Source organism: Acidaminobacter sp. JC074 (assembly GCF_022496765.1).
In the GTDB taxonomy this organism is placed as follows: domain Bacteria; phylum Bacillota; class Clostridia; order Peptostreptococcales; family Acidaminobacteraceae; genus JABXKX01.
Map to the genome: position 1 here is coordinate 1 of NZ_VANV01000035.1, position 18208 is coordinate 18208.

Annotated in this window: 17 protein-coding genes; 3 read left to right on the forward strand and 14 right to left on the reverse strand. The window is 33.9% G+C overall.

Features of this window, described 5'->3' with window-relative positions:
• The first annotated feature begins 293 nt into the window (after nucleotides 1–293).
• A complete protein-coding gene (locus EZV73_RS26030; protein WP_240843421.1) occupies nucleotides 294–1256 on the forward strand; it encodes a sigma-54-dependent Fis family transcriptional regulator in 963 nt (320 codons plus the stop codon).
• Between the two features lie 88 nt (nucleotides 1257–1344).
• Here the strand turns inward: EZV73_RS26030 and EZV73_RS26035 are convergent, their stop codons facing one another.
• The 4 genes from EZV73_RS26035 to EZV73_RS26050 form a co-directional block, all read right to left on the reverse strand.
• Entirely contained in the window at nucleotides 1345–1518 is a 174-nt protein-coding gene (locus tag EZV73_RS26035; RefSeq protein ID WP_240843422.1) for a FeoB-associated Cys-rich membrane protein, read from the reverse strand.
• A 9-nt stretch (nucleotides 1519–1527) separates the two neighbouring features.
• Nucleotides 1528–3528, reverse strand: coding sequence for a ferrous iron transport protein B (feoB, locus tag EZV73_RS26040; protein ID WP_240843424.1), 2001 nt, complete (start codon nucleotides 3526–3528; stop codon nucleotides 1528–1530).
• A 79-nt stretch (nucleotides 3529–3607) separates the two neighbouring features.
• Nucleotides 3608–3892 carry a FeoA family protein gene (locus EZV73_RS26045; protein ID WP_330637252.1) on the reverse strand — a complete coding sequence of 95 codons (285 nt, stop codon included), beginning with the start codon at nucleotides 3890–3892 and terminating at the stop codon, nucleotides 3608–3610.
• Between the two features lies 1 nt (nucleotide 3893).
• Complete coding sequence (locus EZV73_RS26050; RefSeq protein ID WP_240843425.1) at nucleotides 3894–4292, reverse strand: metal-dependent transcriptional regulator; 399 nt, start codon at nucleotides 4290–4292, stop codon at nucleotides 3894–3896.
• 358 nt (nucleotides 4293–4650) lie between these two features.
• Here EZV73_RS26050 and EZV73_RS26055 point away from each other — a divergent pair, with 358 nt between their 5' ends.
• Both EZV73_RS26055 and EZV73_RS26060 read left to right on the forward strand, forming a co-directional pair.
• A complete protein-coding gene (locus EZV73_RS26055; RefSeq protein WP_240843426.1) occupies nucleotides 4651–5505 on the forward strand; it encodes a RimK family alpha-L-glutamate ligase in 855 nt (284 codons plus the stop codon).
• A gap of 11 nt (nucleotides 5506–5516) precedes the next feature.
• Entirely contained in the window at nucleotides 5517–5864 is a 348-nt protein-coding gene (locus EZV73_RS26060; RefSeq protein ID WP_240843427.1) for a NifB/NifX family molybdenum-iron cluster-binding protein, read from the forward strand.
• 67 nt (nucleotides 5865–5931) lie between these two features.
• Here the strand turns inward: EZV73_RS26060 and EZV73_RS26065 are convergent, their stop codons facing one another.
• The 10 genes from EZV73_RS26065 to EZV73_RS26110 all read right to left on the reverse strand — a co-directional run bounded on the left by EZV73_RS26065 (nucleotide 5932) and on the right by EZV73_RS26110 (nucleotide 18176).
• Nucleotides 5932–7650: a methyl-accepting chemotaxis protein gene (locus EZV73_RS26065; RefSeq protein ID WP_240843428.1), complete on the reverse strand. Its 1719-nt coding sequence runs from the start codon at nucleotides 7648–7650 to the stop codon at nucleotides 5932–5934.
• A gap of 101 nt (nucleotides 7651–7751) precedes the next feature.
• Nucleotides 7752–8561, reverse strand: coding sequence for a class I SAM-dependent methyltransferase (locus EZV73_RS26070; RefSeq protein WP_240843429.1), 810 nt, complete (start codon nucleotides 8559–8561; stop codon nucleotides 7752–7754).
• A 100-nt stretch (nucleotides 8562–8661) separates the two neighbouring features.
• Nucleotides 8662–10392, reverse strand: a complete 1731-nt coding sequence (locus tag EZV73_RS26075) for an ABC transporter ATP-binding protein (protein ID WP_240843431.1) — start codon at nucleotides 10390–10392, stop codon at nucleotides 8662–8664.
• The gene (locus tag EZV73_RS26080) at nucleotides 10385–12142 is read right to left on the reverse strand and encodes an ABC transporter ATP-binding protein (RefSeq protein WP_240843433.1); all 1758 of its coding nucleotides are present in this window, start codon (nucleotides 12140–12142) and stop codon (nucleotides 10385–10387) included. Before EZV73_RS26080 ends, EZV73_RS26075 begins: the two co-directional genes overlap by 8 nt.
• Nucleotides 12143–12252: 110 nt before the next feature.
• Nucleotides 12253–13266 (reverse strand): AraC family transcriptional regulator, encoded by a 1014-nt coding sequence (locus tag EZV73_RS26085; RefSeq protein WP_240843434.1) that lies wholly within the window; start codon nucleotides 13264–13266, stop codon nucleotides 12253–12255.
• A gap of 15 nt (nucleotides 13267–13281) precedes the next feature.
• Nucleotides 13282–14865 (reverse strand): ABC transporter substrate-binding protein, encoded by a 1584-nt coding sequence (locus EZV73_RS26090; RefSeq protein ID WP_240843435.1) that lies wholly within the window; start codon nucleotides 14863–14865, stop codon nucleotides 13282–13284.
• Between the two features lie 12 nt (nucleotides 14866–14877).
• A complete protein-coding gene (locus EZV73_RS26095) occupies nucleotides 14878–15648 on the reverse strand; it encodes an ABC transporter ATP-binding protein (protein WP_240843436.1) in 771 nt (256 codons plus the stop codon).
• A 10-nt stretch (nucleotides 15649–15658) separates the two neighbouring features.
• The gene (locus EZV73_RS26100) at nucleotides 15659–16435 is read right to left on the reverse strand and encodes an ABC transporter ATP-binding protein (protein ID WP_240843437.1); all 777 of its coding nucleotides are present in this window, start codon (nucleotides 16433–16435) and stop codon (nucleotides 15659–15661) included.
• A complete protein-coding gene (locus EZV73_RS26105; protein WP_240843438.1) occupies nucleotides 16435–17235 on the reverse strand; it encodes an ABC transporter permease in 801 nt (266 codons plus the stop codon). Before EZV73_RS26105 ends, EZV73_RS26100 begins: the two co-directional genes overlap by 1 nt.
• Nucleotides 17235–18176 (reverse strand): ABC transporter permease, encoded by a 942-nt coding sequence (locus tag EZV73_RS26110; protein ID WP_240843439.1) that lies wholly within the window; start codon nucleotides 18174–18176, stop codon nucleotides 17235–17237. The genes EZV73_RS26105 and EZV73_RS26110 overlap by 1 nt, the downstream gene beginning before the upstream one ends.
• Nucleotides 18177–18208 lie beyond the last annotated feature (32 nt).

The following is an 18208-nucleotide window of genomic DNA, read 5'->3' on the forward strand; positions in this document are numbered from 1 at the left end:
ATAAGGTGCTTTAGTCTCATCCTTAATATCAGGCAACTTGATGTTCATAGCAATAAAGACGAGTAAAGAATAAATAATTTGATATAAAGATTGGATTAATTTAGTTAAATCTAGTATAATTTTAGGCATAGCAAACTCCGTGTTTTTTAGTTGTTGTTTTTGTGTGGTGCTTAAATTATACAACGAAAACGGGAGGTTGCTATATTTTTTTGAAAATATAGTAATTGCAATAGATTAAACAGTGTAACTACTGAAAGTAGTTTACGCTAGCTGACAATTATTAGGGAGGTTTTATGAATATCCATGAGAAATATCATTTAAAAAGTAACAATCCTCAGTACTTGAAAATGCTTTATTACTGCGAAAAGGCAGCCAAGTCAAACTCTAATATCCTTTTGATAGGAGAATCAGGTGCCGGTAAAGAAGTGGCTGCAAAATATATACACTACTGCAGTCAGAGAAAAGACAGTCCACTGGTTTCTGTCAACTGTTCTTCTTATACAGAATCACTGCTAGAATCTGAACTCTTTGGCTATGAAGAAGGGGCTTTTACAGGTGCCTTAAAATCTAAAAAAGGGATCATAGAAACAGCTGATAAAGGGACCTTGTTTTTAGATGAAATCGGCGATTTGAGCCTTCTAACACAAATTAAGCTACTGAGGACAATAGAGAACAAGAAAATTCAACATATTGGTTCTAATGTTAAACACGACGTGGATTTTAGGTTGATTACTGCAACCAACATTGATCTGGCAGATGCAGTCACCAATCATAAGTTTAGAGAAGACTTCTTTTACAGAATATCAACCATTGTGATCAGGGTACCATCTCTTAGAGAAAGAAAAGAAGACCTTGAGGATTTAATTGACTACATGCTTAAAGAGAGTCAAAAGGAACATGACATAGAAGTGACAGGTATGTGCGATGAGGCAAAAGACTTCTTGATGAACTATTCCTATCCTGGTAATATTCGTGAACTCAAAAACCTTATAGATAGGATGGTTGTTTTATCTGACAAGGGTATGATCACAAGAGACGGCCTGCCTATCATGCATTCAGTTAAGGCTACAAATCATACCAGCAATCATTTTCATTTTAATGAAATCATTCCAATGAAAAAGTATAAAACTCAATCAGAAATCAAATACCTGACCTGGGTACTTAATCAATTCAACGGCAATATCTCAGATACTGCAAAAGCTTTAGAAGTGTCAACTAGGTATGTACAATACAAGGTTAAGGAGTTTAAACTATAATTGAACATGATGATTTTGAATTATACGCAAATAAAAGCCAGCACTTTGTGCTAGCTTTTATTGTCTATATACTTATTAAATAAAGTTATTACTTCTTATTTAATTCTAACTCTACTACATCGCAACTACAATTGTTCTTACTTACTGTACCACTATGAGGACAACCAATGCATCTAACACCTTTTCTTTTTTCAATAACTATCTTAGTGATAGATAATCCCAATATTCCTAATATGATTAAACTAACAATTATATTTGCCATAATATTCTCCTAAGCTGTAGCTTTTAATTTATTAGCGGCTTTTTGGTCACCTTTTCTAACTAAAACAACCACAGCTCCAATCATTAACGCAACTGCAACTAATCCAGGAACGAAACCAGTGCCAAAAGTACCTGTTGTAATAAGTGTACCAATTTGATAAGTTAAGAATGCTGCTACATAACCCATACCAAACTGGAAGCCTATGCCTCCCCACAACCATTTCTTGTTCTCCATTTCAGAGTTCATCGCACCAATAGCTGCGAAACAAGGAGGGGTAAATAAGTTGAATACTAAATATGAAAGTGCAGCAACTGAAGTTAGGCCCATAACGCCTGCAACATCCGTAGCGCTACCAGTCATTTCTAACGCTTCTGTATCAATAAAGTTAGTAATACCATATACAACTGCTAAAGTACCAACAACGTTCTCTTTTGCAATAAAACCAGTGATTGCAGCTGCTGCTAATTGCCATACACCAAATCCTAATGGAATTAATAAGAATGCAAATGGTGATGAAATTGAAGCAAGGATACTAGTGTTTTCAGCACCTTCAGCAACTACTTGGAACTGCCAGTTAAATGTTTGCATGATTTGAACAGCAGCGTTACACAATAAGATAATTGTACCAGCTTTGATAATGAAAGCCTTACCTCTAGATAACATAGAGATAGTAGCACGTTTAATGCTAGGCATTCTGTATTCTGGTAATTCCATGATAAAGAATTCTCTTGCATGCTTTTCGCCAGTAATTCTAACAACGATTAAAGCTCCTAAAATAATTATGAAAATACCTAAGAAGTACATTGAAGTACCAACCCATGCCGCTTCGTTAAAGAAAGCGCCTGCAAATAAAGCGATAACAGGAAGCTTTGCACCACATGGCATAAATGGTGTTAACATTGCAGTTGTTCTTCTCTGTCTTTCATTCTTTATTGTTCTTGTTGCCATTACACCAGGGATTGCACAACCAGTACCAATAATCATTGGAATAATTGACTTACCTGATAAACCAACTTTTTTAAAGAATCTATCCATAATTACAGCAACACGAGCCATATAACCACAATCTTCTAATAATGCAAGTAAGAAGAATAATACCATGATAAGTGGTAAGAAACCAACAACAGCACCAACACCACCAATGATACCATCAACTAAAATAGCATAAAGTACTGGAGATACTGAGTCGCCTAGTGCTTCACCAACAGCTCCCTGGAATCCTTCTATCCATCCTACTAAAGTATCAGCAACTAATGGACCTACATGTGTTTGTGAAATTGAAAATACTGCCCACATAATTACGGCAAAGATAGGTAAACCTAACCACTTATGTGCTAAAATTCTATCTGCAGCATCTTGCGTCGTTTGAGAGCTTGACTTAGTTTTTCTATTCTCTACATCAGTAACAATCTTGTTTACAAATGAATATCTACTTTCATCTGAAGCTCTTACTGATTTTTCATCTGAATGATTAACATCTTTTGCGTCAAATGGAGCAGATTGTCCTTTTCCTAAGACTTCAACCGTCTTGCTGATCAGCTCATTCAAACCGTTATTTGAAGATTTCGTAGAAACTGTTTCTATAACTGGACAACCTAAAGCCTTGCTTAACTTTTGAACATTGATTCTGTTCTCTTTCTTAACATTAAGGTCACTCTTGTTAAGTGCAACTACCACTGGAATATCAAGTTCTAATAATTGTGTTGTAAAAAACAAAGATCTTGATAGATTTGTAGCATCAACAATGTTTACAATCACATCAGGATTTTCGTTTTTAACGAAATCTCTAGTGATGTTCTCTTCCGATGTAAATGGTGACATCGAATATGCACCTGGCAAGTCAACTGCAACAATATCTCTAGCTGTACTGTTTAAACTTGACTTAATAGGTCCTTCTTTTTTTTCTATGGTAACACCAGCCCAGTTACCTACTTTTTCAATCTTACCAGTGATGGCATTGAACAAAGTTGTCTTTCCACTATTGGGATTTCCCGTAAGTGCAATTTTCATAATTCCCTCCTATAACCTCATATAAATGATAACATCTATCACAGTTAACCGCAGTTAACTTTTGATTCAAAATAAAAAGCTATATTTTAATAGCTTTTGCTAGTTCAGTATCAATACTGTACCTAGCGTCTTTAACAGATATTACAAAATTATCTGCTAACCTTGAAATAACAACGACTTTCTCACCTGGATAACACCCCAAGGTGAATAGAAAATTCTCAATTTCACTATCGTTAGTCTTTATATCTTTTATTTCATAAATAGTATTAATTTTTGCTCTTGATAGGTCTGATATTTTGCCATTCTTTTCATCTGATTTTGCCATCTTCTTAAAAATGCCTTTTGTAAAAAAAGTATTTTCCATATCATTCCTCCTCCAACTCAGAAACCTCAATATGCTTTTCTTCCAGATATTTTCTTATACACTCTAGCATATTTTCAGAAATTATGTGTTCCATTCTGCATGCATTGTCTGCAGCTTCTTGATCAGATAATTTCAAAGACTCCTTTAAATAAAGCGAAATCATCCTATGATTATAATATATTTGTTTTGATAACTCTAAACCTTTAGGCGTTAAAGTTATTGTACCATAAGTTTCTTTGTGAATAAGACCTTTCTCTTTTAAGAGTTTCATAGCTTTTGAAACACTTGCCTTTGAAACACCAAGTTTTTTCGCTACATCAGTACCATGTGCATGTCCATGACTCTTTTCAAGAATGTATACTGTCTCTAAATACATTTCTGCGGATTCATTATAAGACATGTATACTCCTTTCAAAATGAGAATCATTCGCAAAGTTACCCTGAGTTAACAAAGTTATTATAGCCCCATATAGATATTTTGTCAATATATTTTCAACATTTCTTAGTAATATACTCGCAAAAATCAATTGAGAGTAAAACTAGTGAAAACCATTCAAATTTCAACATATTTATCGATACACATTTTCAAAATTGCAACGATTACATAATTGTATCGACTAGCACACCAAAGTTTTGCCTGCCATCACTCGCCTTTATGACATATATTTCACAATATATAGTTTGCTACTTTGTTCGTTGACAAAAATAAAATTTGAATATACAATTTTAATTGATAATCATTATCATAAGGAGGTTGCATGAAAAAAAGAATAACGATTCTAGTTAGTGAATATTATCGAATAAATCAACATGTAGATGATCTCACTTTAAAGAAAGCTCTATTAAAAGAAAACTATTATGTTGATATTATCAACTGGGATAATAAAGAATATGATTTTGAGAAATCAGATTTGGTTATTATTCGTTCTTGTTGGGATTATGATCAACGTGTAGATGAGTTTCTTGAAACAATGCAAGGTATTAGCTCAAAAACCAAGTTAATTAATCCCCTATCTACAATAATAGAAAACAGCAGCAAACTATATCTCCATGATTTATCAATTAAAGGAATCCCTATTGTTCAAACAGAATTCCTATTTAGTCCTAATGACATAGCATCAGCTCTAGATAACATTAGTACAGAAATGGTAATATTAAAACCAACAGTTAGTGCAAGTGGAAGAAATACTTTTCGTTTTAGTAAAGATGATCCTGATCTTATCATGTATTCTAGTCGCATCTTAGAAGAATCTTCTGCCATGTTACAGCCTTACATTGACTCGATTGAAACTTCTGGTGAAAAATCCACTGTTGTTATCAATAACGAGATAGTTTTTACAATGAATAAAATACCTGCTGAAGGTAATTTTCTTGTTCATACACATCATGGTGGTCAATATATACCAGACAAAGTAGATGCAAGTGACATGGCTTTTATTCAAAAAATCATCTCTAACCTACCTGACGAAACGGCCTATGTTAGAATTGATTACTTGCATAAGGAAAACAATCCCTTATTATTAGAACTGGAAATGATTGAACCTAACCTTTACTTACATAAAAATCCTATAGGTCTTAGTCATTTAGTTAACTATATCAAACAAGCTTTATAAAGGAGAAAAAGATGAAAATAGCATTACCTACTAGTAACAATTCTGTAGACGGTCATTTTGGACATTGTGAATATTTTACTGTTTATAAAGTAAACACAGATACTAAACTTATTATAGAAGAAAGTAGAATTGAGGCACCTAAAGGATGTGGCTGCCGATCAAATATTGCAAGTGTCTTGGCTTCAGAGAATGTAAAAGTCCTCTTAACAAACAACCTTGGCGGCAACGCACTTAGTAAACTCACTAAAGAATCTATTGAAGTAATAAGAGGGTGTTCTGGAAGCGTAGAAGAAGTTGCAAAGGCCTGGCTTAAGGGTCAAGTTAAAGACAGCATCTTTCCATGTATTGACCACGAATAAAGAAGCGGTTTTTAAACCGCTTCTTTATTGTCTTGTATTATATATGTTTCGTAAAAAGTTCATCCTTTTAAATCTTAAACTTAAACACCTCTCGTCTTAAATTACTTACATGATCTTTGGTAACAGAAGAATGTGAAGCTAGCTCAAACATTGATGCAAGCTGTTGCTGTGCTGATGCAGATATCTCTTCTGTTGAAGCTGAAGCATCTTCTGTTAATCTCGAAATATCTTCTACAGCAGAATAAATATCCTCATTACTTACATTAATCTGATGTGAATAATCCTTAACTATATTTACATGTGACATAAGCTTATTAATTTCCGATGATGTTTCGTCAAAAATGAGAGTTGTATTTTTTATTGATTCATTCTGGTCATCAACAATTTCTAATACTTCACTAATTATACCAACACTATTTTGTGACTTGCATTGGATATTTTGTATTAGATTACTTATGTTATTTGTTGCTCTAGATGTTTCCTCAGCTAAACCTCTTATTTCATCAGCAACAACCGCAAAACCTCGACCGGCTTCACCTGCTCTAGCAGCTTCAATACTTGCGTTTAAAGCTAGTAAATTAGTTTGCTCAGAAATATTATCTATCAAGGCTACAATAGATTCAGCATTATTGGCATAAGCATTCATTTCCATAATAGCACTATTAACTTCCTTTGTCTTCAGATTGTTAGCTTTAGTCTTTAGGTTTAAGTTGCTCATTATTTCTTGACCTTTGATACTCATTTCAGTTGCATTTTCAGAACTCTTAAAAGCACTTTGTATTGCATCATTACTATTTCTAACGATATCAGCAAGCATTTCTACTTTATTTGATATGATACTCGTTGATGAGACTTGTGATGAAGCCCCTATTGCTACTTGTTCTATTGATTTAGAAATTTCAGATGTTGCAATATTGGCATCTTTTGCGATGTTTGCTACTGACTCTGTTGATACTTCAACTTCACCTACAACATTTGTCACATTATTGATTAAATACTGAAAATCAGTCTTCATTTTTAACAGAGAATGTGATAGTTCTCCGATTTCATCTTTTCTTGTGACTAACTCATCAGGTACATCCGTTTTTAAATCCCCAGCAGCCATCAATTTCAAATGATCTCCAATTTTTCTTAATGGCGTTACAACACCTGAAGTGATAATAAGGGCAATAACCACTGATACGATTGCAACAAGTATACCACTAATAATTAAACCTGACTTTGTCACGTTCATCAAGGAAACCGCCGTATCATTTCTTTCTTCAATTAATACTTGCTCCATTGCCACACTCTGCGCAATAATTGACCTAAAATGGTCCATTGAAGCTTTACCATATGCCTCTTTTTCATCTGCAATAATCTGATCCATAGTCATAGAACCTTGATTAACTTGTCTTCTTTTGTCAATACTTGTGTTGGCTATGGATATCCATTCTTCAGCTGCATCCCTAGCTTCTTTTAGTAGTGTCTGTTGCTCTGGGTTATCACTGGTTAACTTTGTTACTGCTACAATGTTTTCTTCAAAAGCTGCCATGCCTCCTTCGAAGGGCTCTAAGAAAGATTCATCACCTGTTAACGCAAAGCCTCTCTGACCAGTCTCCATATTAATCATGGATTCTAATGAGGCATCTAATAAGTCTAAGACCTTATATGTATGTATGTTCCAATTATTTGCTTCCTCAAATGCAATGATGTTATAGTTTGAAAACAATATAATACCTATCATCATCATAAGTATTAAACCAAATCCTAAAAAAAGCTTTATTCTTACTCTTAAATTTTTCATTTATTCATCCTTTCTGACTAAATCTATCATCTCTTTACCCTTTGACATAAAACTTAATCATTTTCCATTTCTTTGTTTACTAATATAGTGCATATGCAATTTTATAACTTCAAATGATAGATTCTGGCCCTTCTTAAAATATCGCAAAAGAACATCATCATATAAGTCGAAATTTTTATCTTACCATTTAATATAGGTCTAATCTCCTTATAAAAATCAATGACTTCCAGTACTCTTGCCTGTCCAGAGATATCTGAACAAAATTCGTGGATATTTTCTATGTAGAAGAACATTTCCGCACTATGATTCCCTGTCTTTTTAACATAATCATTTGCAAACTTCAAACCGGCCTTATTGGTCGAATCGAATACAACCTCTACATGTTTAAAAGCTTGAGACGTACATTTTAAGACGTTTTTGATTTGGTCAACTTCAAAATACTGAAAAACACCCGCATAAACAATCAATGTTGGTAGAGATGTATCGATTAGTTTGATCCAATCCTCGCTAAACAAATCACCTTCTACAGACTTTTCAAATTCTCCATCTTCAATCAATTGCATTCTAATATCCATGGATTCTCTAAGATCTATGTTATAAAAGTTTCCTTTAACGCTAGATATTCTAGAGAAGATAGTTTCTAAACCCGCCCCCATATTAATGACGTTGCCACCAGGGTTTTGATCTAGAAATTGAACAACAAATTTATCTATATGATAGCTTCTTGTCGCAGATGCAAGAAGTGCATATTCATTAGATGCATCCCATATAAGATCTAAGTTAAGTTTTTCCTTTAGATCTAATGCGATTTCATCATACAAAACTTTTGGAAACTTTTCAGATGTATAGATTCTGCTGACTAAAGGAATATACATCGTTTCTGGTACTTTTGTATTCTGGACGTGATTCATTTTTCCCTCCATTCATCAATTGATAATCATTCTCGATTAAGTTTAACATAACTTTTAGCATATAAAAAGAAAATACGCCAACATGGCGTATAAATCTTAACTAATTTGCAATTTTCCACTTATTTGCTTGTTCTCTATGTAACCAGTAGCTTCTGTAAATACCATCTACTTCTTTTAAGTCATCGTGAACACCTATTTGTGAAATTTCCCCTTGGTCTAAGACAACAATTTGATCTGCATTTTTTATGGTAGATAACTTATGGGCAATAATTATGATTGTCTTATTTTCAACAAGTTTATCAATAGCCTTCTGAATCACAACCTCGTTTTCAGGATCAATGTTGGCAGTCGCTTCATCCAAAAGAATAATCTCAGCATCTTTTAATATAGCTCTTGCAATTGATACTCTTTGCCTTTCACCACCTGATAACTTCTTGCCATTTTCTCCTACTACTGTTTGATAGCCATCAGGTAAAGCCATTATAAAATCGTGACACATAGCTTTTTGTGCAGCTAAGTAAACCTCTTCATCAGTGGCTTCTGTTTTTGCAAACTTGATGTTGTTCATAATGGTATCATTGAAAAGAAATACATCCTGAAAAACCATAGACATATGAGACAAAAGTTCCTTGTTTTCGATGTCTCTAACATCATGACCCCCAACCAGAATTTGACCCTTGTTAACATCCCAAAATCTAGCAATCAAATTGGTCACAGTAGTCTTTCCACTACCTGAATGCCCTACTAGGGCTGTCATAGATTTTTCTTTTACCTTAAACGACACATTATTTAGAACAACTTTCTGGTCATATGAGAAAGTCACATCTCTAACTTCAACATCAAACTTATTCAACTTTGAAACCAGATTTTTCTCATCTAAAGGCTCTTTAGAAAATATCTTATTCACTCTGACCAAAGAAGCCTGAATCAAGGACAGAATTTCCTGATAGCCACCAATCTCTTCTAAAGGTACATAGATTTTCAAGCTTACTAGAAGAAAGATTAAAGCCAGCGGCAAAGATATCTCTTCTGTAAACTTATACATATATATACCAAGAAATAAAACGAGGGGCATACAAATTGAAATAGCCATCTTAAATTTCATGACCTTTGGACCTTTTAGACCTACAAGACTAAGATTAACATCTCTAAATGCTTGAATTGAATCTGTATAGTTTTTAAGTGACTCATCACTTTTACCAAATGCTTTGATTTCTTTTATACCAGATACAAAATCGATGGTATTTGCTGATAACTCACCTTGTATCTCTTGTCTTTTTATGGTTGCCTGAGAGTCATCATCATCTCTTTTCATAATAAGATAAAGTGCTAATGGAACGCCTAAAAATGTTACAAGAGCTAACTTCCAATTAACAAATGACAAGAATAAGAAGGCAACCATTGATGCTATAGACGTCATGTAGTACTTCTCCAATAAGACATTCCCAGCCATCTCGAGAAAATCAAAATCTTGAGTCATAATGGCACCTAGTTGGCTGGCATCTTTAGATCCGAAAAATCCCATAGACAGTTTCCTAATATGATCACCTAGATAGATTCTTTTTTCACCCAAGAACAAGTAGGTATCCAAGGTCATTTTTTTACTCGCTACTTTTCTAACAAACCATACAAGAAAACAAGCTAAAAGAAAACTACCAATATAAAGGAGCATACTCTCTTTTGTTAAAGATGCATCAATAATGTCTCTGATTGTAAAATAAATTACCGCAAGGGGTAGACCATTCACCATACCTACTAAAATGTTTAAAATAATAGAATTATAAAGAATTCTAGGATTTTCTTTATACAAGTTCTTTAAACTCTTATACAACCTTCTCACCTCCCATGATTGACCATTCCTCAGATCCAATATGTGCAAACCACATATTTTGATAAATTTTTGACTGCTCTAGGAGTGATTTATGATTACCTTGGGCTACTGCTTTACCAGAATCAATAATCACAATCTTATTTGCTTCAGTTATTGAAGATAATCTATGAGCGATTACAATAACAGTTTTATCTTTTATAAGTTTGTTGAGTGCTTCTTGAATTTTATCTTCGTTTTCTGGATCGGCTGCCGATGTGGCCTCATCGAATATAACAATTGGAGCATCTTTTAGAATTGCTCTTGCAAGTGCAATTCTCTGTTTTTCACCACCACTTAGTTTAACAGCTTTTTCTCCAACTAGCGTTTGATAACCATCATCTAATTTAGAAACAAAGTCATGACACTGGGCCTGTTTGGCAGCAGCATAAACTTCCTCATCGCTAGCATTTGGTTTTCCCATCCTAATATTGTTCATAATCGATGTGTTAAACAAGAAAACATCTTGGAATACAAACGATACATTTTCCATTAGATTTTGATTGTCAAGAGATTTAATGTTCTTGCCACCAATTTTTATTGAACCCATATCCACATCCCAAAATCGTGGAATTAGTCGACCTATGGTAGTTTTACCGGCCCCAGAAGGCCCAATTAAAGCTGTAATTTGACCAGGTTCAAAGTTTATACTCAAATCATCAAGTATAACTCTTTCATCATATGAAAAAGTCACATTTTCAAATGAAATATCGTAAGCACTAATTTTTTCACGCCCACTAGCATTCAACTCCTTTTCAGTTAGTAGTGCATGAATAGCTTCTTCACCTTTTGATATCTGACCAAACATGCCCATAAACATCATCAGTTTCATTAAAGGCGCTGCATAACCTATACCTAGTAGTATAAAAAGAAGAAGCATTTCTGGTTCTAAGATACCCCTATAAGATAAATAAAGACCTACAGGGAAAATGGTTATAACACCTATTTCTGCTATCATAGAGACCATAGTCATATATGGAGTTGATGCAACACCCCAATCGTATTCAAACTTGGCGTACTTTCTAATATACTCTGTTAACTTCTTATATGAAGACATGCTCCTACCAAAAGCTTTGATAACCGGCATGCCTACAACATATTCAACTATAGAGGCATTCATCTGCTTACTAGACTCATAATACTCAACCATTAAAGTGTCAGACCCCTTAAATGATAAGGACATGGCCAAAAACATTAAAGGAATCATCAGTACTGCAGCTATGCCCATGCGCCAATCCATGAAAAACATGTAGATAGTTGTTAAAACAGGTGTAACAATAGCACCGCTGATTTCTGGAATATTGTGAGCAATAAAGAGTTCTAGTTTTTCGATATCTTCATTAATGGTCTTCTTTAATACCCCAGCACTGACACCTGAAAAATAACCAAGCGGCAGCCTCATAATTTTCTCTGATGTATCCTTTCTGAGTTTATACAGCACATTAAATGCAACAATATGAGAATACTCACTTGATTTTGCTAGCATATAAACTCTTAGGACAATTGTTATTAAAGCGACGACAGCATACTGAGTCAACTGATTTAAGGTCAAGATATCTGCTATCAAAGCTTTAATGACCATATACACAATATAAAATGGTACAAGGGACAATAAAAAGCCAATGATAGAAAAAATCACAGACATTGTAAGCTTACTCTTTTGTGCTTTACAAAGTGCAAAGACACGTTTGATAGAATCCATTCTTTGATTCATAAAAACCTCCAATAAGAACTCAAGGCATCGAGCCTTTCGTTATCATGAAACATTTGTTTCAAACCAATAAAAAATAAACACGGCTACTTAGACCGTGTTTATTATACATTTCATTGAGAACAACTCTCAACTCCATCAGGGAGTTTTATAACTCCATTTCGTAACTCACTTGGGAAAACACCATAAATTTTTTTAAAAGCAACAGAAAAATGACTCGGATTTGAATAACCTACCTTATTTGCTACTTCAAGAACCGTACAATCTGAACACTCAAGACATCGTCTAGCCTTTTTCATTCTGCATACTCTCAAATAACCAAAGACTGTATTCTGATGCATTTCCTTAAATCCAGATTTCAACTTGAATGTGTTGAGACCAACCTTTCTTGATAAATCTTCTATTGAATAAGGATTGACTAAATTATTTTCTACAAGTTCCTTGGCTTCAAAAATCTTATCTTTATCTTCTTTTGACAACTTTAAGGATGATTTAATATGTTGCATTGTCTTATTTTCCTTCAAGAATATTGCTGCCATTTCATATACTTTACTATAAAGATACATATACTTATGTAACGATTTATCTTCCTCTTTGCAAAATAGAATTTGATTAAAACATAGTATCAACTCAGAAGACTTGATAAAGCCCGTATAAGATTTTTTATCCGTCGAAAACATAATTTTCTTTATCTCATCTGATTTTTCAACTAAACCATTAAAGAAGTAATCCCTATAGATAATAGCTATCATATTATACCTAGTATTTTTGTGATACTTGATCCATCCCTTGTCAGAACCATTAATCCAATAAAATGTATCACCTGGATTTATCGTGATGTGTGTCTCCCTATCGTAATGACCATATGTTAACCTACCTTCAATGCAATAAGCAAACTCAAAGAATTTCACAGGTATCTCATATTCGTAGATGACATCTTTATGAAAGGTCATATCCATAAATGCAAGCTCTACTCCCTCAGAAAGAACCACTCTCTCAACTGTACCATGTCCATAGTTAGGATTCAGCCTATATACATCATTTGTACTTGTTGACGTATCAAAAAAATCTTTATCTGTCAAAACTTCAAAATAGTCTAATGGTGTATTAATTGTAATAGAGTTCATGGGTCTCTCCTTTTGCTAATTTAGAATAACATTATCAAATGTTAAGAATGTTACAGTATCTGTAAACTTAACTTCATTAATCTTATTAGCATTAAAAACTACAGGTTCTTTTTCATGATAGATAGGAAGATCACAACCACTTTCATGAAGTGTTTGAATAACTACATTAAATATTGATTGTAGCTCTACTGGATCGTTGGTTTGATAAATTTCTGCAATTTTTTTATCGATCACAGCTTTTTCTTCACTACCTGCCATACCAACAGCATGTGTATTTAAACTGACCATTGATTTTAGCTCCACATATGGATCATAAGGCACACCAATAGTTGAGTTTAAAGAAATGGTAAAATCACCTGACATAACTTTGCCCCACCATGTCATCATGTCAAGGCCTTCAATAGACACAGTCATACCAATTTCTTTTAACATCGATTGAAGTGCCAAAGAAATATCACTATAAGCACTAGAACCATTAATATAAACGATACTTACCTCTAGTGGATTACCATCCTTCATTCTTACACCTGATGCATCCATGAGCCAACCTGCTTCATCTAACAAAGATTTCGCCATTTCAATATCAAAGTTTCTCTCATCAACCGAAATATGACAATACTCTAATTCTGGATTCAAGTGAGTTTGAGCAATCTTACCTCTTTCTTTAAGAATACTTTTAAAAATAGCATCCTTATCAATCGCATAATCTACAGCATAACGCACCTGTTTGTCATCAAATGGTAAGGCATTTGCATTCAAAGCTATATAATGTGACTTGTTGATGCGATTTGATTCAGTCGCTATAAAACCTTCATCATTCTTAAACTCATCGAACATAACATTATTGACTTGGTAAGAACCAAATACCATATCAATTTCACCTGTTCTTAATGCAAGTGACATAGATTCCTGATCTGGAATAACTTTTATAGTTACCTTATCATAAGTAGCTTCTTCCCCCCAGTAATTTGGGTTTTTCATAAACTCATAAAACTTGCCTGTTTCATAGTTTGATAATTGATAAGGACCAGTACCTAAAGGTTTACCAGAATAAACTTCTTCTGTATAGCCCTCAGCGTTAAAGGCATTAAGTGACATCATACCAAATGGATATAGAGATGCCAGTTCTTTTAAATAAACTTTACTATAGTGATCAAAGGTAAACTTAACCGTGTAGTCATCTACGACTTCAATCTCCTTTATTTGACTTAAAAGTTCAATAAAAGATACAGCTTGTCCTTGAATACGTTGAAGATTTTCAATATTACCTTTTACAACTTGAGCATTAAAGTCGGTGCCATCAATAAACTTAACGCCTTGTCTTAAATGCAATGTTAAATCATGATCGGTTTCGTCCCATGAAGTTGCAAGACCTGGTACAATCCCTTCTTCACTTGCATAAACCAAAGATTCATAGCAGTTACTAGCATACCAAATGAAACCATTGTCACCACCATTATGAGTCGTAAAATTCATAAACTCCTGGTTATGTCCAATATTCAATTCCACTGAACCACCATTGCCTGTACCTGTATCACTTGAGCAGGCTACAAATAACATAGCCACTACCACAACTAATACGATTAACTTATTTTTCATAATCCCTCCTATTTATCCTAAAAAAGTACTTTCTATTAAAACATTTGAATATGCATGATTAAAGCAACTCAAATCATTTTCAAAATTAACTTGTTCGAGTATCTTGCCGTCTTTCATTACTGATATATGATGCGACATATACATGGCTACGTCAATATCGTGTGTAATCATCAAAATACTGCAATTTTTTTCATTTTGTATTTTCTTTAGCAAGTCTAGAATTTTTTTCTTCACAACCACATCTAGACCACTGGTAGCTTCATCCAATATAAGAAGTTCAGGTTCACATGCGATTGCTCTCGCAATATTGACACGTTTTTGTTGACCACCGCTTAATTGATTTGGCCTTTTAAACATGACAGATTCATCAAGCTCGACAAGATCTAACAGTTTGTATACCAGTCTTTTTTCTTCCTCTGATGTCAGTCTTCTAAAATTCTTGATAGGCTCCAAAACACATTGGTAAATGGTCATCTTGGGATTTAAAGCACTGTAGGTATCCTGTTGCACCAACTGAATGTTTTGTCTGATATTTTTACGATAAAAGAACGACTTATTCCTTACCAAATCCCCCTTGTAATATAAACAACCTTCATCGTGTGATTCTAATCCACTTATTATTTTTCCTAAAGTTGATTTTCCTGAGCCGCTCTCACCTACAATGGCATAAATTCTATTAGACTTAATCTCAAAGTCCACTTGATCCAAAGCATGTAAGGTACTTTTTTTACCATTGTTTTGAACTTTCTGATATGTTTTTCTCAAACTTTTTATATGTATCATTTGTCACCTTCTATGATGTACGAGTTAAAGAAGAGGTCATCAAAAGTTTTGTATGTGCATGCTTAGGAGCAAGCATGATTTGATCAACATGTCCTTCTTCAATTATCTGCCCTTTTTCCATAACCATTATCCTATCTGATATGTATCTAACCTCATTGATATCATGAGATACATATAAAACACTAATACCACGCTTTTTCATCCTTAATATCTCTTCCAGTACAGCCTTCTTAGTCGCCGCATCAATAGATGAAGTGATTTCATCAGCAATAATAAGTTTCGGTTCTAAAGCTAGTGCAAGTCCTATCATCAACCTCTGAAGCATGCCACCACTTAGGGTATGTGGATAAGCGTTAAAAATCCAATCAATATTGGTTAAGTTCAGTTCTAATAATACTTTTTTCAAGATATTTTCGGCTTGATTCTTGGTCACTTTTTTATGAAGAATCATGGTTTCCATCAACTGTTTACCTATTTTTGTTAATGGATTAAAAGCAGTTAAAGGATTTTGCATAATCAAACAGAGATCACTTCTTAGCTGACACATGTCTTTTTTACTAAGTCCATAGATGTCTTTTTTTTCAAAAGAAACAAGACCATCTATGTCAAAAACTCTTTTGTTGAGGAGGTTTAATATAGCTTTACAAGTTAAAGACTTGCCACAACCACTTAAACCCAGTATGGATACTATTTCGCCTTGTCTTAACTCAAAATTAATATCTTTAATCAAAGGCTCATGATCAACACTTACACTTAAGCCTTGCACTGACAACAACACACGCTCCATTATCCTTCTCCATTTCTTAAAGACTCACCAATTAAGTTGAAGCCTAGAGACGTCACAAATATGCAAAAACCAGGAATCATTAATAACTCAGGTCTTGTAAAAATATAGGATTTCGCACTAGAAAGCATGGCACCCCATTCAGGAATTTCACTAGAAAAACCGATACCAAGATAGGAAAAGCCTGAAACCATTAAAATCATGTTACTGATTCCAGTAAAATACATAACAACAATTGTATTCAAAATATTGGGCAATATATGTTTATAAATGATTTTATAGTGTCCACTCCCAGAAATAAGTGCGGCTGTCACATAAGATTTGTTCTTTTCGACAATAACCACACTCCTAATGATCTTGGCATACCATGGCCACGATGCAATCATAATAGCGATAATCAAACCTTTGATACTTGTTGCAAATAAACCCATCAATGATAACACAATTACCATAGGCGGAAAAGCCATCGCCAGGTCACATATTCCAGATAAAAACACATCTAATTTACCACCGGTATAACCTGCTAAAAAGCCATATAAAACACTTAAAACAAAAGTACCTGTTAGTGTTAATAAGGAGATACCAACAGAATATCTAGAACCATAGACCATTCTTGTAAAAACACATCGCCCCATGTGATCTGTACCTAGATAATGATGACCAGATGGTCCTTGATTTTTCATTTCTAAATGAACATCATTAGGACCATGCGAGGTCAATAAAGGACCGAATATCACTATAAAGACAAGGAGTAATATCAAAATAAGTCCAACTATTAGTTCAAAGGATATCAAAGACTTCATTACAGTTCTCCTATTGATTCTTTAAGTTTGGGATTCATCATAATGTTAATCAAATCTGCCATCAGATTAGAAATTACGAATACAAATGCCATAAATAAGACATACAAGTTTATTACAGGAAAATCCCTAGACATGATCGACTTCAAGATGTAAGACCCCAATCCAGGCCATGAAAACACACTTTCAATAATCGCCGTTCCTGCTAAGAGATAGCCTATAGATTGACCAAATATGGTCACCATGGGTGCAAGTGAGTTTTTCAAAACATATGAAACCATCACTTTAGTCTCTGATAAACCTCTTGCCCTTGCATACATGACAAAATCTTGATGCATATTATCTAATAGACAAGATCTGAGGATTCTCACATTAGAGGCCACATAGGGAATAGAAAGCGTAAATGCTGGTAATATAGCATCTTTTACTGAAAAAGTTGATACTATTGGAACCAGCTTGAGTTTGACTGCAAATATCAACAACAATATATAACCCAACCAAAAGTTAGGCATACTCATACCTATTAAATTAACGATTCGAATAATCTGGTCAACAAAGCCATTTTGAAAATAACTGGCCAATAAAGCCAGTATGACCGTTAAGGCTGTCGAAATAATCAATGTAACAATTACCAGTACAACTGTAGGCATTAAACTACTCTTAAACTCATCATAAACAGGGTTTCTTGTCCTTAAAGATTTACCAAAATCTAAATTCAGAACTTTTTTCAACCAATCAAAGTATTGGACATGAAGAGGATTGTTCAAACCCATTTCTTGTCTCATGCTTTCAATTTGCTCTTGTGTCGGCGACTGACTATGCATCCTTACATATGCCTCAGCAGCATCAATACTTGATACACTTGCTAACAAAAATGTTATAACTGATATCCCTATCAAAACCAAAATCAATGTTAATAATCTTCCTAATAAATATTTTTTCATTCTCAAACACCACCAGTATAAAGATTACATCG

Coding starts and splice junctions, on each gene's coding strand:
- EZV73_RS26085 (WP_240843434.1), bottom strand. CDS start 13,266: ATGAACTCTATTACAATTAATACACCATTAGACTATTTTGAAGTTTTG.
- EZV73_RS26110 (WP_240843439.1), bottom strand. CDS start 18,176: ATGAAAAAATATTTATTAGGAAGATTATTAACATTGATTTTGGTTTTG.
- EZV73_RS26080 (WP_240843433.1), bottom strand. CDS start 12,142: ATGAATCAAAGAATGGATTCTATCAAACGTGTCTTTGCACTTTGTAAA.
- EZV73_RS26070 (WP_240843429.1), bottom strand. CDS start 8,561: ATGAATCACGTCCAGAATACAAAAGTACCAGAAACGATGTATATTCCT.
- EZV73_RS26050 (WP_240843425.1), bottom strand. CDS start 4,292: ATGTCTTATAATGAATCCGCAGAAATGTATTTAGAGACAGTATACATT.
- EZV73_RS26105 (WP_240843438.1), bottom strand. CDS start 17,235: ATGAAGTCTTTGATATCCTTTGAACTAATAGTTGGACTTATTTTGATA.
- EZV73_RS26100 (WP_240843437.1), bottom strand. CDS start 16,435: ATGGAGCGTGTGTTGTTGTCAGTGCAAGGCTTAAGTGTAAGTGTTGAT.
- EZV73_RS26030 (WP_240843421.1), top strand. CDS start 294: ATGAATATCCATGAGAAATATCATTTAAAAAGTAACAATCCTCAGTAC.
- EZV73_RS26095 (WP_240843436.1), bottom strand. CDS start 15,648: ATGATACATATAAAAAGTTTGAGAAAAACATATCAGAAAGTTCAAAAC.
- EZV73_RS26060 (WP_240843427.1), top strand. CDS start 5,517: ATGAAAATAGCATTACCTACTAGTAACAATTCTGTAGACGGTCATTTT.
- EZV73_RS26055 (WP_240843426.1), top strand. CDS start 4,651: ATGAAAAAAAGAATAACGATTCTAGTTAGTGAATATTATCGAATAAAT.
- EZV73_RS26035 (WP_240843422.1), bottom strand. CDS start 1,518: ATGGCAAATATAATTGTTAGTTTAATCATATTAGGAATATTGGGATTA.
- EZV73_RS26065 (WP_240843428.1), bottom strand. CDS start 7,650: ATGAAAAATTTAAGAGTAAGAATAAAGCTTTTTTTAGGATTTGGTTTA.
- EZV73_RS26045 (WP_330637252.1), bottom strand. CDS start 3,892: ATGGAAAATACTTTTTTTACAAAAGGCATTTTTAAGAAGATGGCAAAA.
- feoB (WP_240843424.1), bottom strand. CDS start 3,528: ATGAAAATTGCACTTACGGGAAATCCCAATAGTGGAAAGACAACTTTG.
- EZV73_RS26090 (WP_240843435.1), bottom strand. CDS start 14,865: ATGAAAAATAAGTTAATCGTATTAGTTGTGGTAGTGGCTATGTTATTT.